Origin of the sequence: Halosimplex halobium (assembly GCF_051414055.1) — an archaeon.
GTDB classification, from domain to species: Archaea; Halobacteriota; Halobacteria; order Halobacteriales; family Haloarculaceae; genus Halosimplex; species Halosimplex halobium.
On sequence record NZ_JBLKNX010000005.1, the window covers coordinates 94,671 to 113,730 of the forward strand.

The window sequence follows — 19,060 nt, forward strand, 5'->3', positions numbered from 1 at the left end:
TCGGCCGGCAATCGAGACATGAGCGGGGCGAACGCCGAGGGACCGGTCTCGGTAGATGTCGACATCGAGGACGGGCGGACGACCATCGAAGTGACGGGCCAGCGCCGGGTGGCGACGGTCGTCCGCTCGGAGTCGGGCGAGCGGATCTACCTCCCGCCGGAGCGGACCGACGAGGAGGAGGAAGCGACGCCCTACCGCCCGGCGGGCGGGGACAGCCCCTACGAGGGCATCGCCGACGACAGCCCGTACGGGTCCAGCCGGCGCGCGCCGGCGACGCTCGGCCGCTCGCCGACCGCGAACGGGTTCCGCATCGTCCACCCCGAACCGGTGACGGACGTGCGACTGCTGCGCTGAACCGCGACCCGAATCGACCGGCGCGACCGACTCACTCCGCCAGGATATCCTCGTAGAAGGCGACGTGTTCGTCGGCGACCGTCTCCCAGGTGCGTTCCTCGTACTCCAGCGGCGTGTCGGCGGCCAGGCCCGCGTCGATGCCGTCGGCGATGGAGTCGGAGTCGGGTTCGACCTCGATCACGCAGTCGTCGGGGAGGATCTCCGCGGCGCCCGACTCGCTGGCGACGACGCGGGTGCCGACCGACAGCGCCTCGACGATGGTGATCCCGAACGGCTCGGCCAGCGACGGCGAGACGAACAGATCCGCCGAGGCGTAGTAGTCGCCCAGCTCCGACTCGGGGACGTAGCCGACGAACTCCACCTGGTCCTCGATATCGAGCAACTCGACGAACTCCTCCAGCTGGTCGGTGAGGTGGCCGGTGCCGCCGAGCACGAGCGTCGCGTCCGGCCGGCGGAGCTTCGAGAGCGCGTAGACGAGGTGCGAGAGCCCCTTCTGGTGGGTGTGACGGCCGACGAAGAAGAGCATGGGGCCGTCGATGTCGAGTTCGGCCTTCAGGTCGCGGCCGGTGGGCTCGACCGACGAGAAGCCGTTGTGGACGACGCGGGCGTCGCCGCCGTACTCGTGGGCGATGTTGCGCCGGACGAGGTCGCTGACGGCGATCAGGTGGTCGGCGCGGTCGACGATCCGCTGTTCGGTCTCGACCTCCCGGTCGGGCGGCTGGCGGTTCCGGTCGGTCGTCAGCGAGTGGAAGGTGGTCACCCACTCGGCGTCGTGGGTGGCCTGGGCGCGCGACCCGGGGCCGTAGCCGAACCAGTCGTGGGTGTGGACGATGTCGGCGTCGGCCGCGTAGTCGACGAACTCCCCGGCGAGGCGGTTGATGCGCGTGCTCACGTCGCCGTCGCCGGTCGGGACGCCGTGAATGTTCTCCCGGCCCTCGGGCGCGTACTCCGCCGGGAGGACGAGGTCGACTTCCACGTCGTCGCGCGCGTCGAACCTGTCGACGAGTTCGCCGACGGCCGTGTCGAGCCCGCCGCTGACGTTGGGCGGGAACCCCCAGCCGAGCATGAGTACGCGTGGCACCATCTGACAGCCCCTTCGGCACACCCCCACTTTACCGGTTCGGCCGCGACACCACTGGCGACTGCACGGACCTCCCCGTCCTGCCGGCGCCCGGGCTCACTCCTCCGGCGAGGCGCCGCAGTCCACGCAGACGTACTCGCTGCCCGTCTTCACGACCGGAGCATCGCAGACGGCACAGTTCAGCCGCTCGTTCCGGCTCCTGCGCGGGTATCGACTCATATCCAACAATACCTCCCGCAATGTTATAAAATTTCACGTTGTTCCGGTTTTGTAGTTTTATGCGTCGATATTCTCGTCGATATTGCAACGTACGTTCGACTAACTACCTCTCGGTATCGATAGGGAGGAACAGGCGTCCGGATCGAGGCCGCGGCCTCGCAGAGGGGCGCGACGATGCCGGTCGCACCCGGACGTTTGAAATCGCCGGGGCGTCAAGCCGGGGCCATGCAACAGCAGCGCCGGAGCGGCGTGTTCCTGCATCTCACCTCCCTGCCGGGGCCCCACGGGGTCGGCGACCTCGGCGCGGGGGCGCGGGCATTCCTCGACTTTCTGGAGCGGGCCGACCAGTCGCTGTGGCAGTTCTGCCCCGTCGGCCCCACCTCGGCGGCGTACGGCCACTCGCCGTACGGTTCCCCGTCGGCGTTCGCCGGCAACCCGCTGCTGGTCGACCTGACCGACCTCGCCGACCGGGGCTATCTCGACGAGTCGGCCCTCGACGGCCCCGAGGGCGCCGAGCCCGGGCGCGTGAACTACGAGGCGGTCGCACCGTTCAAGCGCGAGCGACTGCGGGAAGCCTACGAAACCTTCGCCGCGGAGGCCCCCGAGGACAAGCGGGCCGACTTCGCGGCGTTCCGCGAGCGCGAGTCGGCGTGGCTCGACGACTACGCGCTGTACGCGGCGCTGAAAGACGCCCACGGCGACGCGCCGTGGACCGACTGGCCCGCGGACCTGGCCGGCCGGGACGCCGACGCGCTGGCAGCCGCGCGGGAGACCCACGCGGAGGCGGTCGAGTACCACGCGTTCGTCCAGTGGGTCTTCGACGAGCAGTGGCGCGAGTTGCGCGCGGCGGCGGCCGACCGCGGCGTCGACCTCGTCGGCGACCTCCCCATCTACGTCGCGCTCGACTCGGCGGACGTGTGGGCCAACCAGGAGGCCTTCCGGCTGGACGCGGATGGCCGACCGACGGCCGTCGCGGGCGTCCCGCCGAACCCGGGCGACGACGGCCAGCGCTGGGGTAACCCCGTCTACGACTGGGACCGCCTGCACGAGACCGACTACGCGTGGTGGCGCCGCCGGCTCTCGCGGCTGCTCGACCTCGTCGACCTCGCCCGCATCGACCACTTCAAGGCGTTCGACGAGTACTGGGCGATCCCGGCCGACGCCGACGACCCCGCCGCCGGCGAGTGGCGGCCCGGGCCCGGCGCCGACTTCTTCGAGACGATGCGCGACCACCTCGGCGGCCTCCCGTTCGTCGTCGAGGACCTGGGCTTCCTCGACGAGAGCATGGTCGCCCTGCGGGACCGCTTCGGGTTCCCCGGGATGCGGGTACCCCACTACGCCGACTGGTGCGCCGAGACCGACCGGTACAAGCCGACGAGCTACCCCCGCCAGTCCGTCGGCTACACCTCGACCCACGACACGGACACCGCGGTCGGCTGGTACGAGTCGCTGTCCGCCGAGCAGCGGGACTGTCTCCACTACGCGCTGGCGACCGACGGCGAGCGGATCGCCTGGGACCTGATCGAGGCCGTCTGGGACTCCGACGCGGCGCTGGCGCTGACGACCGTGCCGGACCTGCTCGAACTCGGGACCGAGGCGCGGTTCAACGTCCCCGGCACCGCCGAGGGCAACTGGCGCTGGCGGGTCACCGCCGACCAGCTGGACCCCGATGTGGCCGACGAACTCGCCGGTATCACCGCGGCGACGCTGCGGTAGCCCTCGCCGTCCGTTGGGCGGACACGACACTCTCCGTCCGCGGCGGCGCGACCGTCACCGAACGGGGAGAGACGTACCGCTGGCGGAACCGATACGGTTACCGCTCCGGAGGCTCCGATATGGACCCGACGCTTCACGACTCGCTGGACCGTCAGGTCGCGCTCGTCACCGGCGGGAACCGCGGTATCGGCCGTGAGATCGTCAGCGGCCTCCTCGACCACGGGGCGACGGTGTTCGCGGGCGTCCGCGACCCCGACGCGGACGTGCCCACGGGCGCGACGCCGGTCGAACTCGACCTGACCGACGAACAGTCGCTGGTCACCGCCGTCGAGGAAGTCGTCGCGAGGGCCGGTCGGCTCGACGCGCTCGTCAACAACGCGGGCGTCGGCGGGACGGGGTCGGGTGTAGCCGACCTCGACACCGACGCGTTCGACGCCGTCCTCGACGTGAACCTGCGGGGTGCGACGCTGCTGGCCCGCGAGGCGTTGCCCCACCTGCTCGACGCCGGGGGCGGTCGCGTCGTCAACCTCTCGTCGGGTGTCGGGATCCTCTCCGACCCAATCGAGGAGGGGATGCCCGCCTACCGCGTCTCGAAGGCAGGGATCAACGCCTTGACGGTCTCGCTGGACCGGACATACGGGTCGGAAGGGCTGATCGCAAACTCCGCCGACCCGGGGTGGGTCGCGACCGAGATGGGCGGGTCGGAGGCGCCCCGCGACCCCGCCGAGGGCGCCGAGACGCCCGTCTGGCTCGCCCGGTTCGCGCCCGGCTCGCCGTCGGGGCTGTTCTGGAAGGACCGCGAGGTCATCGAGTTCTGAGCCGCAGGCCGTGAACCGCTGGAGTCGTTCCGCAGTATAGCGTCGGCCGATCCCTCCGGTCGACCGCCGCTACCACCCGTCCAGGACTCTCAATCAGCGAGTGGTCCCTCGCTCGCGTCAGCGGTGGACGACGCGGCCGTCGCGGTCGCCGGGCGGTCGACCGGTTCGGCGGTCACGGAGCCGACACTGCGGACCGTGACCTCGTACCCGCAGTACTCGAACCGCACCGTCACCGGGGCCAGCTTCCCCCCACTCGATCCGAACAGGTCGTTGAGCGCCTGCGGGTCGACGGCGTCGGCCAGCGGCGGCAGGTCGACGGGGTCGACCCGCTCGGCGGCCGCGACTGTTTCGAGCACGGAGAGGACTGTCGTACTGGCGTCGTCTTCCATGTGCGCGTAGATTCTGCCGGGGGTCATAACGTTGCTTGCAGGTTCCCTGCACCACCCGGCCGGATACGACCCTGCCGCCTGCCGCCTCCACGCCGGGTGTGTCCGGGTCGAGTGCGCCCGTGGCACCCGATACCGTCGCTCGTGGCCTTCTGACGGGGTCTGCCGGTCTGAGTCCTCCGGCCGATCGGAGTCGCTCGGTGGAGGCGCGGCTCTCGGGGGAGTCGGGCTATCGGGAGATTCGATGCTATCGGGAGAGCCGTGGCTACCGGCCGCGCGACACGCGGTCGTCGCTACGGCGCCGTCGGGGAACGAGGAAAATCAGTCGATGTGGCCTTCGTCGCGCAGCTGGTCGGCGTCCTGCTCGGAGTAGCGCCACTCGATGTTCGCCTTCTCGTCCTGCCAGTCCCACGGTTCGACGAGGACCACGTCGCCCTCGCTGATCCAGGTTCGGTACTTCATCCGGCCGGGGATCCGGCCCATGCGGTCGACGCCGTCCTCGCACTGGACGCGCACGTGGTTGCCGCCGTTGTGCTGTGTGACTACCGCGAACAGTTCGTCGTCCGAGGGCATCCGGAGGTTCCGACGCCCGCTGTTGTCGCTCTCGCTCACAGGATAGATACGGGCCCGCCACGTTTAAATCACCTGAGTATCGCGCTACCACGTGCCACGACCGCCGGACGACCGCACAGTCGGGCGGTCCCGTCTCGGTTTTCGGACCGGGCAGGGACGAGTCCAGCTCCGACCGGCCGGATTCAGACGTGGCGCGCGAGCGTCCGCACCTTCGCGAGGTCGCTCGGGTCGAACGGGTAGAGGTCGAGGTAGTCCCGGAGAGTCAGCTCGTAGCGCTGGAGGCGGTCGACCTGTTCGTCGGACAGCCTGCCGGCGCTGGTGACGAACCGCCGCTGCTGGCCGGACGTGAAGTCGTAGAGCAGCTCGCCGACCATCCGCTGGATCCGCCAGTGCAGGCCCTTCTCGTCGTTCCAGCGGTCCTCGTAGACCGCCAGGCGCTCCCGGGAGGTGTCGCCGCGGTCCAGTGCCGCGAGCGCGACGTTGGCCGCCATCTCCGCCGACTCCATGCCCGGGCGGATCCCCTCACCGAACAGGGGATTGATGCTCGACACCGCGTCGCCGATAGCCACCAGCCCGTCGGTCGCGCGCTGGTTGATGGAGTTGTTCGAGACGGCGTCGCCCGCGTGGACCGCTCGAACGGACTCAGCCTCCCACCGCGGGTCGGCGGCGATCCAGTCCTCGACGTAGTCGTCGATGGCCCCGTCGTCGGCCGGGGCGTGCGTCGCGTAGAAGTCGTCGATCCAGCAGACGCCCGCCTTGAACGCGTCGTCGCCGGCGGGGAACGTCCAGGCGTACCCGCCGGGGGCGTCGTCGTGGTCGAATCTAAATAGCATCGAGTCCAGGTCGTAGCGGCCCTCGACCTCGTACTCCTTGCCGACGCCGTGCTGGGCCGAGTCGGGGTCGAACATGCCGAGTTGCTTCGCGAGGACGGCCCGCGGGCCGGTCGCGTCGACGACGAGATCCGCCCGGAGGTCGCGCCGTTCGCCGCCGCGGGTATACTCGACGCCGACGACCCGTCCACCCTCGCGGATCGGTTTCTGGACCCGAGCGTTGGTTCGGATCTCCGCGCCCTCGCGCTCGGCGTCCTGGCCGAGGAACTCCAGGAACGCGGGGAAGTCGAGGACGTATCCCGGAATCGCCAGCGTCGAACTCGCGCCGGGCGCCTCGAAGACAACGTCCTCGTTCGCGGCCATCACCACGTCGTCGGGGATCCCGTAGCGGTCGATCACCTGTTGGAAGGTGCCGCCCGTCGACTTGTCGTTGTCCGAGAGGGCGTCGTTGGCTTCGAGGACGACGACCGAGTACTCGGAGCGGGCGGCGACTTCGCGGGCGAACTGGAGGCCGGCCGGGCCGCCCCCGGCGACCGCCACGTCTGCGTCTGCCGACATATCGCGAGCTATCGACCAGCGGGACTAATCCGTTCCGATGTGCGGCGGCGGGGACGCTCGGCGGCGTTCCGGACCGCGAGAACCAGACCGGGCCGGAGGAGACCGGGCCGGGTCGAACCGGACCGAGCCGAACCGGACCGAGCCGAACCGGACCGGGGTTCGGGGACCCTCGGCGGCCGCGGGGTCAGTACTCGTCGAGCGGTTGCTGGCGGATCTTCGAGCGGAGTTCGGCGACCGAGGGGTCGTCGTCGCCGGAGAACATCGCGAACAGCGTCGTCACCTCCGAGCGGGAGACCTTCACGTCGCCCTCCTCGATCACGTCCTCGGGGCGCTCCTCGAGTTCCCGCAGCGTGCCGACGGCCAGCAGGAATGGGATCGCCCACGCCGAGAGGGTGTTGCCGCGGATCTCGGGCATGGCCTCCAGCCAGGTCTGTGCGCCGTCGAGGTACCCCTCGGCGCGGTCGACGACCCGGCGGATGACGGGGACGAACTCCTCGCCGTCCTCCTCGCGGATGTCCTCCGTGTCGAGTTCCTGGTCCTCGAGCAGTTCCTGGGGGATGTAGACGTTGTTCTCCTCCTCGAAGTCGGTGGCCACGTCCTTCGAGACGTTGACCAGCTGGAGCAGCATCGCGAACGAGCGGGCGTTGTTCTGGAGCGTCTCGCTGACGGAGTCGTCGACGTTGCGCGAGAGCAGGCCCGTCACGAGCGTCCCGACGGTCCCGGCGGCGTACCAGCAGTACTCCTCCAGTTCGCCGAACGTCTGGAGCCGGAGCCCGCCCTGCTCGGCGTACCGTTCGACGAACATCGCCATGCCGCTGACGAGCTCGCGCACCGGCGGCCGGATGGCGGCCTTCGATTCGTCGTCGAGGCCGTCGAACGCGCGGAACACCCGCGGCGACTGGGCGACGACCTCCCAGTCGGCGTCGGGGCTCTCGGGGATCCACTCGTCGACCGCGGCCCTGAACTCCGCGACGGTGGCGTCGTCGTCGGGGTCGAGCACCCGGTTGTACAGGTCGAGGAGGGTCCGCTGTTCGGCCGGCGGGATGTGCCCCGCGTCCTCGACGGTGTCCGCGATCCGGCAGAGGAGGTAGCCGACACAGATATCGCGCGACATCGGCTCGTCGAGCTCCGCGACCGTCAGCGCGAACGTCCGCGACACGTCCTGGACGGCGTCGTAACAGTAGTCGAGGTCGTCCTGAAACACCCCTTCGGTCTGGTTCCGTGACATTCCCGATACCACCCCTTAAGATTCCACAAGTAAAAAGTTCGCCGACTGTTCGCCCGGACGGGGGACGGGGGATTCGCACCCCGGGCAGCCGGAGCGTGCCCGCTCGCGTGACCTCCGACCATCACCGAACTAACTGCACGGTGTCACTTCCGGCGGGCGACCGCGCCGACCCGGCCCGCCGATCCCCCTCCCTCTCCCCCGGCCTGGGAACACGAACCACGGGAAAGAAAGGCTTTTTCGGGAGTACTCCAAGGCCCGGATATGGGTCGTTCGGCGAGACGCTTCCGACGGCAGTTGCGGTCGACCAGCCCGTGGCTCGTCATGGCCGCGGTGGTCTACGCGGTGCTGTTCGGCGCGGGGCTGGCCGCCATGGCCGCGTACTACGATGCGGACGTGGTCGCGGCGGTCACCGGCTCGGTCGGCGGCTGGGTCTTCCTGGCCTCGGTCGGCGTGCTCGCGACCTTCGCGGGCGAGCGCCTCCGGGAGTACGCCCGCCCGAACTTCGAGCCCGGTCAGCCCCGCGACGAGTACCTCGACTCGACCGCCCGCTGGTTCGACGACGACTGACCGGCGGGATATCATCCGCCGGCGGACGCTCCTTCACCGCCGTCAGCCGACATCCTCACCGCCCAGCCACGTCGCTGTCCGAGGGGCCCGGGCCGCCGAGGTCGGCGACGAACCCGTCGAGCGCCTCGGCGTCGTCCGCGCCGGGTAGCGCCTCCTCGGCGGTGCGACAGGGCTCGTCGACGCCGAGTCGCTCGCAGACCGCGTCGGCCGTCGCCTCGGCCATCAGCCGGTAGGTGGTCAGCTTCCCGCCGACGACCGACAGGAGGTTCCCGACCCCCTCGTCAGCGTGGTCGAGCAGGAAGAACCCGCGCGAGATGCCCCGGCCGCCGCGGTCGGCCTCGTCGGGCTCGTACAGCGGGCGCACGCCCCACCACTCGCGGACGTGGGCGGCGTCGGAAAGCGGCGGGCACATCGCCGCGCACTCCTCGCGGACGCGCTCGCGCTCCCAGTCGGCCCGCTCGTAGTCGTCGGGGTCGTCGACCGCGACGCTCGTCGTCCCGAGCACCGCCTCGCGCTCGTGGGGAACGACGATGTCGCCGTCGCCCGGCTCGCGCGAGCGGTTGAGGACCGTCCCGAGGTCGGGATAGTCGACCGACACCATGAGCCCGCGGGTGGGCCGCATCGCCACGGTCGCGCCCGCCATCGCCGCGAGTTCGCCGGCCCACGCGCCCGTCGCGTTGACGACCACCTCCGGGCGGACCGTCTCGCCGAGCGCGCCGCCGACCGCGACGCCGGCCACCTCGCCGTCGTCGACCCGGATCCCCTCGACGGGCGAGTCGTAGTGGACCGAGGCGCCGCGGTCTGCGGCGTCGCGGGCGTTCGCGGCCACGAGCCGCGACGGCGAGACGACGGCGTCCGGGACGCGCATCGCCCGTTCGACCGTCTCGGAGAGTTCGGGGACGGCGGCTCGCGCCTCGTCGCCGTCGAGGGTCTCGACGGGGATCCCGACCGCCTCACAGGCGTCGCGCTTGGCGTCGAAGTAGTCGGGGTCGTCCGCCGCGAGCTGGACGAACAGGCCGCCGGTGTCCGCGACGGCCGCGCCCGCGATGTCCCGGAGGACGCGGTTCTCCGCGATGCACTCCTCGGCGCCGGTCTCGTCGGCCTCGGCGTAGCGCGCGCCGCTGTGGAGCAGGCCGTGCGAGCGGCCGGTCGTCCCGTCCGCGAGGCCGCCGCGGTCGACGAGCGTCACGTCGCACCCGCGCAGCGCGAGGTCGCGCGCGACGCCCGCACCGGTCGCCCCGCCGCCGACCACGAGGACCGTCGTGTCTATCGCCATACCGATCCCTGGGGTCGGAGACGGATGTGGGTGCCGACGAGGGGATGACCGAGTCATCGCCCGCCCTCGCGAGTCCGCGAAACCCCGTCGCCGTGGGGGAACAGTGATTACGCCGGCGGACGCACGTCCGCCAACAGTCGATGACTCGGTACAACCACGCGCGGGTGCAGGAGTACTGGCAGTACGTCTGGGACGCCGAGGGCGTCTACGAGGTGGCCGACGACGCCGCCGACCCGACGTACGTCCTGGGGATGTTCCCCTACACCTCCGGCACGCTCCACATGGGCCACGTCCGCAACTACGCGATCACCGACGCCTACGCCCGCTACCGCTCGCTGCGGGGCGACGAGGTGCTCCAGCCGATGGGGTGGGACGCCTTCGGGCTCCCAGCGGAGAACGCCGCCTACGAGCGGGGCACGGACCCCGAGTCGTGGACCCGCTCCTGTATCGAGCAGATGCGCGAGGAGCTGGAGACGATGGGCTTCGGCTACGACTGGTCGCGGGAGGTCACCACCTGCGACCCCGAGTACTACCGCTGGAACCAGTACCTCTTCAAGCGCTTCTACGAGGAGGACCTGGTCGAGTACACGGGCGCCCGCGTCAACTGGTGTCCGGACTGCGAGACGGTGCTCGCCGACGCGCAGGTCGAGCGACCCGACGACGCCGAGGCCGAATCGAGCGCGGTCGACCACGCCCACGCGGCGGGGGTCTGCTGGCGCTGCGAGACGCCCGTCGAACGGCGCGAACTCGACCAGTGGTTCTTCACGATCACCGACTACGCCGAGGAACTCGACGCCGGCCTCGACGACCTCGAGGGGTGGCCCGACAGCGTCCGCGACATCCAGCGCAACTGGATCGGCCGCCAGGAGGGCGCCCACGTCACCTTCGACCTCGACGGGGCGGCCCTCGTCGGGGACAGGGACGCGAGCGCGGCGGTGGGCGACACCGCCGACAGCGTCGACGTGTTCACCACCCGCCTCGACACCGTCCACGGTGCCACCTTCGTCGCACTCTCGCCGGGCCACGACATCGCGCGTGCGGTCGCGGAGACGGACGACGAGGTGGCCGACTACGTCGAGGACGTGACCAGCGCGGGCGCCGACGCCGGCGGCACCTCCGGCGTCGAGACGGACCTGACCGCCACGCACCCCATCACTGGCGAGGAACTGCCGGTCTACGTCGCGGCCTACGTCCTCGACGACGTCGGGACCGGGGCCGTGATGGGCGTGCCCGCCCACAACGAGCGCGACCACGCCTTCGCCGACGCCCACGACCTCCCGGTCGAACAAGTCGTCGAACCCGTCGACGGCAGCGGGACGGACCTGCCCGGCGCCCCCTACACCGACGACGGGATGCTCACGAACAGCGGCGAGTACGACGGGCTGGCCAGTTCCGCCGCTCGCGAGCGCCTGCTCGGCGAACCGGGCGTCGAGTCGGCCGTCGAGTACCGCCTCCGGGACTGGCTCATCTCGCGCCAGCGCTACTGGGGCACCCCGATCCCGATGATCCACTGCGACGACTGCGGTCGCGTCCCCGTTCCCGACGAGGACCTGCCCGTCGAACTCCCGCCGTACGTCCGCACCGCGGGCAACCCCCTCGAAGAGAGCGAGGAGTGGAAGTCCGTCGAGTGTCCGGAGTGTGGCGGCCCCGCCGAGCGCGAGACGGACACGATGGACACGTTCGTCGACTCCTCGTGGTACTTCCTGCGGTTCCTCTCGCCGGACCTGAACTCGGCGCCGTTCGACACCGACCGCGCCGACGACTGGCTCCCGGTCGACGTGTACGTCGGCGGCGAGGAACACGCTATCCTCCACCTCCTCTACATCCGATTCTTCACCCGCGCCCTCGCGGACCTGGGCCTGCTCGACACGCGCGAACCGGTCGAGCGGCTGATCAACCAGGGCACCGTCCTCTACGACGGCGAGAAGATGTCCTCCTCGAAGGGCAACGCCATCGCGCCCCACGAGTACGGCGCCGAGACGACGCGCCTGTTCCTCCTCTCCGCGGCTCACCCCGCACAGGACTTCGAGTGGACGGTCAAGTCCGTCGGTGACGTGTACGACTTCCAGCAGCGCCTCTACGCGATGGTCGCCGACCGGGACGACGTGGCGACCCGCGAGGAGTCGGCGCCACAGGACGCCTACCTCGAACGCGAGATCGACCGGACGATCACGGCGGTCGCCGAGGAGTACGAGCGGTTCCGCTTCCACCGCGTCGTCAGCGAGATCCAGCGGTTCGCCCGCCTGCTCCGCCGCTACGCCGAGTACGGGCCCGTCGACGAGGCGACCTACGAGCGTGGGCTGGGCGCGCTGACGCGGTTCGTCGCGCCGATGGCACCGTACCTCGGCGAGGAGATGTGGAACCTGCTCGACACCGACGGGATGGTCGTCGAGGCCGAGTGGCCGGCGGTCTCCGAGGCGATCGACGACTACGAACTGGAGCGGCAACTGGTCGACCGGACCCTCGACGACGTGCGCGACATCACCGAGGTCGTCGACATCGACGACCCCGACACCATCGAGATCGTCGTCGCCGAGGACTGGAAGTACCGCGCCTACGAGCACGTCCGGACGGCCGACCCGGGCGACGCCGTCGTCGGGTCCGCGCTGGACGACGACGCCGTCGGCGAGGCCGGCGACCGCGCCGCCGAGTACCTGGGCGAACTCGCGGACCGCGCGGGCGCGCTCGAACCCGTCCTCGACGCCGAGCGCGAACTCGCCGTGCTGGAGGCGGCCGGCTGGCTGTTCGCCGACGAGTTCGGCGCGGAGATCGAGGTGCGCCGTGCGACCCCCGACGACGACCTCGCCAGGAAGGCCGAACCCGCCAAACCAGCGATCCACATCGACTGATGCGTCTCAGGGAGGGCGACCGACCGTGACCCCGTCCCGGCGGGCCGTCCTCGCGGGGTCGGCGGCCTCCGTGACCGCGCTGGCGGGGCTCGGCGGGGCCGTCAGACGGCGGAGTCGACGGTCGCCGACCGCGACGGTTCGCGGGGACGCGGACGCCTGGGTCGGGTTCGCCGGCGACGCGATGCTCGGCCGGAGCGTCGACGAGCGCTGGGCGGGCAGCGAATCGGAGGGATCGGCCCGCGACCCCGCCGGCGTCTGGGGCACGACGCTCCCGGCGCTCCGTGGGCTCGACGGCCTCGTTTTGAACCTCGAATGCGGGCTCTCGACTCGCGGCGAGCGGACGCCGAACCGGGGGTACTACTTCCGGGCCGACCCGGCGTGGGCGGTCCCGGCGCTTTCGGCAGCCGGGACTTCCTTCGCGTCGCTGGCGAACAACCACCTGCTGGACTTCGGGCCGACGGCGCTGGCCGACACCGTCGACCACCTCATCGACGCCGGGATCGCGGCGGCGGGCGCCGGCCGCGACCGCGCGGCGGCGTTCGAGCCGACCGTCGCCGCCGTGGGCGACCTGGACGTGGGGGTGATCGCGCTGACCGACCAGTCGCGGTCCTACCGTGCCGGCCCCGACAGCGCGGGGACGGCGTGGCTCCGGCTCGACCCCGAGCGACCGGAGACGCGCGAGCGGGTCGGGGCGATGCTGGAGACCGTCTACCGCCGCGACCCGGACCTCGTGGTGGCGTCGCTGCACTGGGGGCCCAACTGGGAGGTCCGGCCGTCGGCGACCCAGCGGCGGTTCGCCCGCTGGCTCGTCGACCGCGGCGTCGACGTGGTCCACGGCCACAGCGCCCACGTCCTCCAGGGGATCGAGGTCTACCAGGGCCGCCCGATTCTCTACGATCTCGGGGACTACGTGGACGACTACATCGTGAAAGAGGGCCTGCACAACGACCGGAGCGCCCGCGTCGAACTCGCCGTGGAGGACGGCCGGCTGGACCGGCTGCGCGTCGCGCCCGTCGAGATCGTCGACGAGCAGGTCCGACGGGCGAGCGGCGACGTGGCGGCGTGGATCCGCGAGCGCGTCCGGACGCTCTCCGCCGAGTTCGGGACGACGGTCGAGCGCGAGGGACGGGGCGTCTCGATACCGCTCGCGACTGAGTGAGTCATCGGGCGGTGTGCGGTCGGCGCGCGCTGTCGCGCGTCTCGTCGCGCGACAGCACCGTGCGAGGGATGAGAAGCGCAACGAAGTGAGCATCGCAATCGGCTGGGGAGGTGTGTGGCTGTCTGCGGTGCTGTGCAGTAGTGCGGTCTTGGTGGACTGAAAGGGCGAGGCGCGCTCGCGTGCAGTTCAGTCGCCTGAGCGGGCACTATCCGCGTGAGTGCGTGGCGGTGCGGTTGTCCGAGCGCGGATATCCCGGTCAGCGACCGCGAGCGGGCCGAGGGATTTCACCTCCAGTCGTCGACTACGGACACCGGATCTCGGCCGTATGCGCCCACTCGTCAGTCACCTACTCCGGATTGAACACCGAATCAGAGATACGACCCGTTTAGTCACAGGAGCCCGAACGGCCGCCATGACACGGATAGGAGTCGTCGGCGCGGGCGCGGCGGCCGCGGCCGCGACGTACGTGCTCGACGGGGCGGTCCCGTCGGCCGAGGTGACGGTCCTGGAGAAGTCCCGCGGCGTCTGCGGCCGGGCGGCCACCCGCCGCCGCGGCGACGTGACCTACGACTACGGCGCCAACTACGTCAAGAGCGACGACGACCGCGTCGTCGAACTCCTGACCGAGACGCTCGACTCGGATGGGCTCGTCGACGTGACCGAACCGATCTACACCTTCGACGCCAACGGGTCGGTCTCGGAGGGCCGCGACGCCGACGAGCACAAGTGGAGCTACCGCCAGGGACTCACGCAGATCGCCAAACGCCTGCTGGGCGAGACCGACGCGACGGTGGAGAACTCGACCAGAGCCGAGACGCTCGTGCGCGACAGCCAACAGTGGCGCGTCGTCGACACCGACGGCGGGGAGTGGGGGCCGTTCGACGCGTTGCTCCTCAACCCGCCCGCACCGCAGAGCGCCGAGTTGCTGCGCGACGCCGAGTGGGACAGCGAAGTGCGGGACGACCTCGCCGAGGCGGCCGAGGCGGTCCCCTACCGGACGATCTGGACGGCGGTGCTGGGCTACGAGTTCGAACTCGACCGGCCGTACTACGCGCTGGTCAACCCCGACCGGGACCACGAGATCGGCTGGATCGCCCGCGAGGAGTGCAAGGACGGGCACGTCCCCGACGGGGAGTCGGTGCTGGTGGTGCAGGCCAACCCCGAGTGGTCGGTCGAGCGCTACGACGACGACCCGGCGGAGAACGTGGCCGACCTCGCGGAACTGACCGCGGACGTGCTGGACGACGGACGGCTGGCCGACCCCGCGTGGACCGACCACCAGGGGTGGCGCTACGCGCTCCCCGACGAGGGCGTGCGGCGGGGCGCGGTCGACGACGCCGCGGACGCGGACCTGTACGCGCTCGGCGACTGGGTGGCCGGCGAGGCGCGCCTGCACGCGGCGCTCCGGAACGGACTCGACACCGGCGAACAAGTCGCATATTCGCTGTGAGCGTGACCGGGGACCGGCAGTCGCGGGCGGTGAGTCTCGCGGCCCGCTGTCCCGATCAGGGTGCCGTCGCCGTCGTCGCCTCGCGCTCGCTCCCCGGGGACCGCCAGAGGTAGACGGCGACGACGATGGCCGCCGCGACGACGAACCCGGCGACCGACTCCAGCGCGCTGTGGGCGTTGACGAGCACCCGGGTCGGGACCATGACGACGGGGATCGCCAGCAGCGGGAGGAACTTCCGATCGAGCAGGGCGAGGTACAGCGTCGGCGCGAGCGCGAAGATGACGTGGCCGGAGATGTCCCAGAACGGCGAGAGGACGGCGTAGGGCGGGACGACCGCGATCAGCGCCGCCATGCCGCCGGGCACCAGCCGCCCCCAGTCGTAGCGGCGCCACACGCCCCAGGTGATCGCCGCCCCGAGGACCACGCCCGAGGCGACCATCATGTCCAGCTGCCAGCTGCTGCCGGAGAACGCCTTCGAGAGCGTTCCCCGCTGGAGGGCGAAGAAGGCGGCCGTGGGGACGAACCCCAGCACGCCGGCGCCGACGAAGGCTCCCCACCGCTTCCAGAGGACGGAGCGGTCCGCCGACTGGCCGGCCCACTCGTAGTGGATCAGCACCAGGACGCCGAACCCGATGACGGTGCTCGGGTGGAAGACGTACCCGTACAGGTCGACCGCTCGACCGAGCAGCGACATGACGGACGCAGTAGGCCGTCCGGCCGCATAACCCGCCTGCCGGCAGTCGCCGGGGGCCGCCGCCAGCAGTCGCGAGAGTTGCTACCGGCGGTCGCCGGGGACGATTGCGGCCGGCTGCCCTCAGGAGCGGAGCGACGACGGCCCGGGACGCGATTCGCCGCGCACGGCCGCGACGACTGCCGGCGGACCGATCAGGCCGGCCCCGAGCGCGACGGCGCAGGCGAAGACGACGGCCGGCGACGGCTCGACGACGACGGCGACGTAACCGAGCCCCGCGAGCACGGGGAGGACGCCGCCGACCAGCGCGAGGCGCCACAGCGGTCGCTCGACGGTCCCCGGATGTCCGGTGGCTTCCCAGACGACCGCCGCGCCGAGCGCCAGTCCCAGCAGGCCGAGGGCGTCGGGGCTGAACTCGCTGACGAGAAGCGCGATGCCGGACGCGCCGGCGGCCAGCAGGAACCCCCGGCGCGGGTCCCGGCCGGTCAGCGCGAAGGCGACCAGGAGAAAGGCGACGCCGAAGGCCACCCCGGCGAGCACGTCCCGGACGAAGTGGACGCCGAGGACCACCCGCGAGAGCGCGACGAGGGCGACGAGGACGGCCGCCGCGCCGTAGCGGAGGCGGTCGGAACCGGCGTCGAGGTCGACGGCGAGTGTGCCGTAGGCGACGGTCGCACCCATCGCGTGACCGCTCGGGAAGCTGTGGCCGCCGGTCGGGACAACGTTGACCGAGGCCGGCGGCCGCGGCGCGGCGAAGAAGTACTTCAGCGCGGTCAGGGCCGCCATCCCGGCGACGACGACGCCGATGGCGTGGGCGCCGCGCTCGCGGTCGACGAACCAGTAGTCGAGGGCGAACGCGACCAGGAAGACGCCGACGTTGCCGAGCCGCGTGATACCGAGGAAGACGGGCACCAGCCACGCGGGCACGGCCGCGCGGACCGCCTCGTCGATCGTCTGCAGGACGATTCCGTCGGGCACCCTGCTCGATACGACCGCCCCGCACTTGTGGCCGCGGCCGGATTTCGCCGGGGCAGGCGGTGTCAGCTCGAACGGTCAGTCGGCGGCGTCGCCCGGTTCGGCCGGCCGGCGGTCGACGCGGCGGTGCTCCTCGCGCTCGGGCGGGGCGAGGTGTCGACGATGCCACTCCCGGAGCAGTCCCTCCGCGTCGTTGACCCACGTCCCCTCGTCCGGGTCGACATCGAGGCCGAGGTTGTACTCGCGCTCCTCGACGAGGTCGGCGTTGCCGGCGCGGTCCTCCTCGCGGGGTTCCTCGGCGACGAGGTAGCGCTCCTCGACGTGTACCTCGGCGCCGTCGGCGCCCTCGGCGGTGACGCCGAACTCGCGTTCGAGCACGTGGACCCGGTCGGTGTCGTCGGCGAAGGTGTGCGACCCGAAGAACGCGGCGTCCTCGTCGGCGTCGTCGACGAGGTTCCGTCGCTGGAACTCGGTCGCCTCGTGGTCGAAGCCGGGCGGCAGGTGGTGGCCGGCGGTCGGGTCGTCGGGGTCGTGGTCGGGCGTGTCCATGTGCTCGCGGGCGAACGACGAGAGCCAGCCCCAGTCGTGGCCCTCGGCGATGTCGACGAGGTGGTCACCCAGCGTCTCCTCCTCGTCGAGTTCGCGGCGCTCGCCGTCCTCGTCGAGGACGACCCGCCCGCTCTCCCGGTCGAAGCGGCCCTCGTGGACCGTGTCGTTCTCGGGTTCGTAGATGTACGCGCTGTCGGAGCCGGCGCCCGAGGGCGCCATGCCGATCCACTCCACGTCGTCCATCCGCTCGGGCTCGCCCTCCTCGGTCGCCGGCGTCTCGCGCTCGTCGCTGACCTCGTAGGCGTCGTAGCGCCTGACCGGCCAGTTATCGAACCGCACGTTCGTCGCGCGCTCGGCCTCCGCGTCTCTGTCGGGGTCTGACATCGGTCCCACCGATAGGGGAGCGACGGGAAAAGGAAACAGGCGCCTATCGGCCCGCCCGCAGGACGCTGGCAGGATGCCGCGGAGTATCGCGGCCCTACCGGGTCGTCCCGGCGGCGGTCACGCCTGCAGTGACCTCACTGCGGTCGCGTCGCCGGCGACTCGTCGGTCGGACCCGGGTCGGTCGCCTCGGCGACGGCGGCGTCGGCGTACCACAGCACGGAGAAGTCCTGCGGGCTCGGCAGCGCACAGGCCATCCACCCGACGGCGGCGAAGCGGGCGAGTCCCTCGCCGGCAAACGGGTCGGGGACGGCGCCGAGGGGGACGAGCGCGAGCGGCGCGGCGAGCGCGAGCGGCATCACTGCCGAACACCGCAGGACCCAGGCGGGCGTCTCCGCGGTCGCCCGCGGCCTGACCGCGGCCCAGCGCCCGCGCAGGCCCGCCCCGAGGACCCCGGTCTCGTCGCCGGGGAACCAGTCGATCCGGTAGGCCACGCCCGCGGCGCGCAGGACGGCCGCGTGGGCGAGTTCGTGCGCGACGAGTCCGAGACTGACCGCGAGGGCGAGCGCGGCGACGGCCGCGGCGAGATCGATAGGCGTCATCTACCCGGGGTACGTTGGTCGTACCGGACCGGTAATCGACTATCAATCTATCGGTCGCGGAGTGCGGTAGGGTCGGGCCGAGCGGACCATCGTCGGCAGGAGACCTATGGGACTCTCGCCCCTACGGCGGGGTATGTCAGAGGACAGCGGTCCGGAGATCACGGCCGAGCCGCCCGAGAGCCCGTTCCACACGACCGGCACCGACCACATCACGCTGATCGGGAGCAACGAGGCGGACACGGTCGAGTTCTACCGCGACCTGCTGGGGATGCCGCTGGTGCTTCGCCAGCCCAACCTCGACGACCCCGACTCGACGCATCTGTTTTTCGACACCGGCGACGGCCGCATCCTCACCTTCTTCGTGACCGAGGACCGCGAGTCGTCGTCGGCCCCGCTGCGCCACCAGATCGGGTCGGTCCACCCCTCTCCTTTAGCATCGACCCCGAGCGCTTCGCGGACGTGAAACGCGCCCTGGAGGAGTTCGGCCACGGCTACAACGAGTTCGACCGGGGGATCTTCCACTCGCTGTACACCCGCGACCACAACGGCCTCACCATCGAGCTGGCGATCGACAAGTACGACATCCCGGACGACCGCCGCGGCGAGGTGCTGGCGACCGTCCAGCGGATCCGCGTCGCCGACGGCGCCGAGTACGCCGAGGCCGAACACCTGGAACGAGCGCTGGCGGAACTCGGCATCGACAGCGACCCCGTCGAACTCCCGGACGCGCCGACCGGCGCCGGCGTGGAGTGACCCAGGGAGTCATACGGATTATTGCAAGACATTCCAGGATCGACC

At 71.3% G+C, this 19,060-nt stretch carries 18 protein-coding genes and 1 pseudogene; 8 read left to right on the top strand and 11 right to left on the bottom strand.

Going from position 1 to position 19,060, the window contains the following annotated elements:
- The first annotated feature begins 18 nt into the window (after positions 1-18).
- Positions 19-354, top strand: coding sequence for a DUF7510 family protein (locus ACMGFG_RS07000; RefSeq protein ID WP_436929619.1), 336 nt, complete (start codon positions 19-21; stop codon positions 352-354).
- A gap of 31 nt (positions 355-385) precedes the next feature.
- On the opposite strand, the gene ACMGFG_RS07005 is transcribed toward ACMGFG_RS07000, so the two are convergent.
- Complete coding sequence (locus tag ACMGFG_RS07005) at positions 386-1,438, bottom strand: glycosyltransferase family 4 protein (RefSeq protein WP_436929620.1); 1,053 nt, start codon at positions 1,436-1,438, stop codon at positions 386-388.
- Positions 1,439-1,531: 93 nt separating this feature from the next.
- The gene (locus tag ACMGFG_RS07010; RefSeq protein WP_436929621.1) at positions 1,532-1,654 is read right to left on the bottom strand and encodes a hypothetical protein; all 123 of its coding nucleotides are present in this window, start codon (positions 1,652-1,654) and stop codon (positions 1,532-1,534) included.
- A 225-nt stretch (positions 1,655-1,879) separates the two neighbouring features.
- Between ACMGFG_RS07010 and malQ the strand changes: the two genes are divergently transcribed.
- Both malQ and ACMGFG_RS07020 read left to right on the top strand, forming a co-directional pair.
- Positions 1,880-3,370 (top strand): 4-alpha-glucanotransferase, encoded by a 1,491-nt coding sequence (gene malQ / locus ACMGFG_RS07015; protein WP_436929622.1) that lies wholly within the window; start codon positions 1,880-1,882, stop codon positions 3,368-3,370.
- Between the two features lie 119 nt (positions 3,371-3,489).
- Positions 3,490-4,188, top strand: a complete 699-nt coding sequence (locus tag ACMGFG_RS07020; RefSeq protein WP_436929623.1) for an SDR family NAD(P)-dependent oxidoreductase — start codon at positions 3,490-3,492, stop codon at positions 4,186-4,188.
- An 89-nt stretch (positions 4,189-4,277) separates the two neighbouring features.
- Here the strand turns inward: ACMGFG_RS07020 and ddfA are convergent, their stop codons facing one another.
- The 4 genes from ddfA to ACMGFG_RS07040 all read right to left on the bottom strand — a co-directional run bounded on the left by ddfA (position 4,278) and on the right by ACMGFG_RS07040 (position 7,763).
- Entirely contained in the window at positions 4,278-4,577 is a 300-nt protein-coding gene (gene ddfA / locus ACMGFG_RS07025) for a DdfA family disk-determining factor (protein WP_436929624.1), read from the bottom strand.
- A gap of 318 nt (positions 4,578-4,895) precedes the next feature.
- Positions 4,896-5,186 carry a translation initiation factor eIF-1A gene (locus ACMGFG_RS07030; protein WP_135362923.1) on the bottom strand — a complete coding sequence of 97 codons (291 nt, stop codon included), beginning with the start codon at positions 5,184-5,186 and terminating at the stop codon, positions 4,896-4,898.
- Positions 5,187-5,329: 143 nt separating this feature from the next.
- Positions 5,330-6,535: an NAD(P)/FAD-dependent oxidoreductase gene (locus ACMGFG_RS07035; protein ID WP_436929625.1), complete on the bottom strand. Its 1,206-nt coding sequence runs from the start codon at positions 6,533-6,535 to the stop codon at positions 5,330-5,332.
- Between the two features lie 184 nt (positions 6,536-6,719).
- Positions 6,720-7,763, bottom strand: a complete 1,044-nt coding sequence (locus tag ACMGFG_RS07040; RefSeq protein ID WP_436929626.1) for a phytoene/squalene synthase family protein — start codon at positions 7,761-7,763, stop codon at positions 6,720-6,722.
- Between the two features lie 261 nt (positions 7,764-8,024).
- Between ACMGFG_RS07040 and ACMGFG_RS07045 the strand changes: the two genes are divergently transcribed.
- Entirely contained in the window at positions 8,025-8,330 is a 306-nt protein-coding gene (locus ACMGFG_RS07045; RefSeq protein ID WP_436929627.1) for a hypothetical protein, read from the top strand.
- A gap of 55 nt (positions 8,331-8,385) precedes the next feature.
- Here ACMGFG_RS07045 and ACMGFG_RS07050 read toward each other — a convergent pair whose 3' ends face one another.
- Positions 8,386-9,606 carry an FAD-dependent oxidoreductase gene (locus ACMGFG_RS07050; protein ID WP_436929628.1) on the bottom strand — a complete coding sequence of 407 codons (1,221 nt, stop codon included), beginning with the start codon at positions 9,604-9,606 and terminating at the stop codon, positions 8,386-8,388.
- A 140-nt stretch (positions 9,607-9,746) separates the two neighbouring features.
- On the opposite strand from ACMGFG_RS07050, the gene leuS reads away from it, so the two are divergent.
- The 3 genes from leuS (at position 9,747) to ACMGFG_RS07065 (ending at position 15,064) form a co-directional block, all read left to right on the top strand.
- Positions 9,747-12,455 carry a leucine--tRNA ligase gene (leuS, locus tag ACMGFG_RS07055; protein ID WP_436929629.1) on the top strand — a complete coding sequence of 903 codons (2,709 nt, stop codon included), beginning with the start codon at positions 9,747-9,749 and terminating at the stop codon, positions 12,453-12,455.
- Between the two features lie 25 nt (positions 12,456-12,480).
- Positions 12,481-13,614, top strand: coding sequence for a CapA family protein (locus tag ACMGFG_RS07060; RefSeq protein ID WP_436929630.1), 1,134 nt, complete (start codon positions 12,481-12,483; stop codon positions 13,612-13,614).
- Positions 13,615-14,026: 412 nt separating this feature from the next.
- Complete coding sequence (locus ACMGFG_RS07065) at positions 14,027-15,064, top strand: NAD(P)/FAD-dependent oxidoreductase (protein WP_436929631.1); 1,038 nt, start codon at positions 14,027-14,029, stop codon at positions 15,062-15,064.
- Between the two features lie 55 nt (positions 15,065-15,119).
- Here ACMGFG_RS07065 and ACMGFG_RS07070 read toward each other — a convergent pair whose 3' ends face one another.
- The 4 genes from ACMGFG_RS07070 to ACMGFG_RS07085 form a co-directional block, all read right to left on the bottom strand.
- A complete protein-coding gene (locus ACMGFG_RS07070) occupies positions 15,120-15,758 on the bottom strand; it encodes a phosphoesterase (protein ID WP_436929632.1) in 639 nt (212 codons plus the stop codon).
- Between the two features lie 120 nt (positions 15,759-15,878).
- Entirely contained in the window at positions 15,879-16,733 is an 855-nt protein-coding gene (locus ACMGFG_RS07075; protein WP_436929633.1) for a phosphatase PAP2 family protein, read from the bottom strand.
- 75 nt (positions 16,734-16,808) lie between these two features.
- The gene (locus ACMGFG_RS07080) at positions 16,809-17,663 is read right to left on the bottom strand and encodes a hypothetical protein (protein ID WP_436929634.1); all 855 of its coding nucleotides are present in this window, start codon (positions 17,661-17,663) and stop codon (positions 16,809-16,811) included.
- A 134-nt stretch (positions 17,664-17,797) separates the two neighbouring features.
- Positions 17,798-18,262, bottom strand: a complete 465-nt coding sequence (locus ACMGFG_RS07085; RefSeq protein ID WP_436929635.1) for a hypothetical protein — start codon at positions 18,260-18,262, stop codon at positions 17,798-17,800.
- Between the two features lie 133 nt (positions 18,263-18,395).
- Here ACMGFG_RS07085 and ACMGFG_RS07090 point away from each other — a divergent pair.
- A pseudogene (locus tag ACMGFG_RS07090) lies at positions 18,396-19,015 on the top strand (VOC family protein).
- Positions 19,016-19,060: the final 45 nt, after the last annotated feature.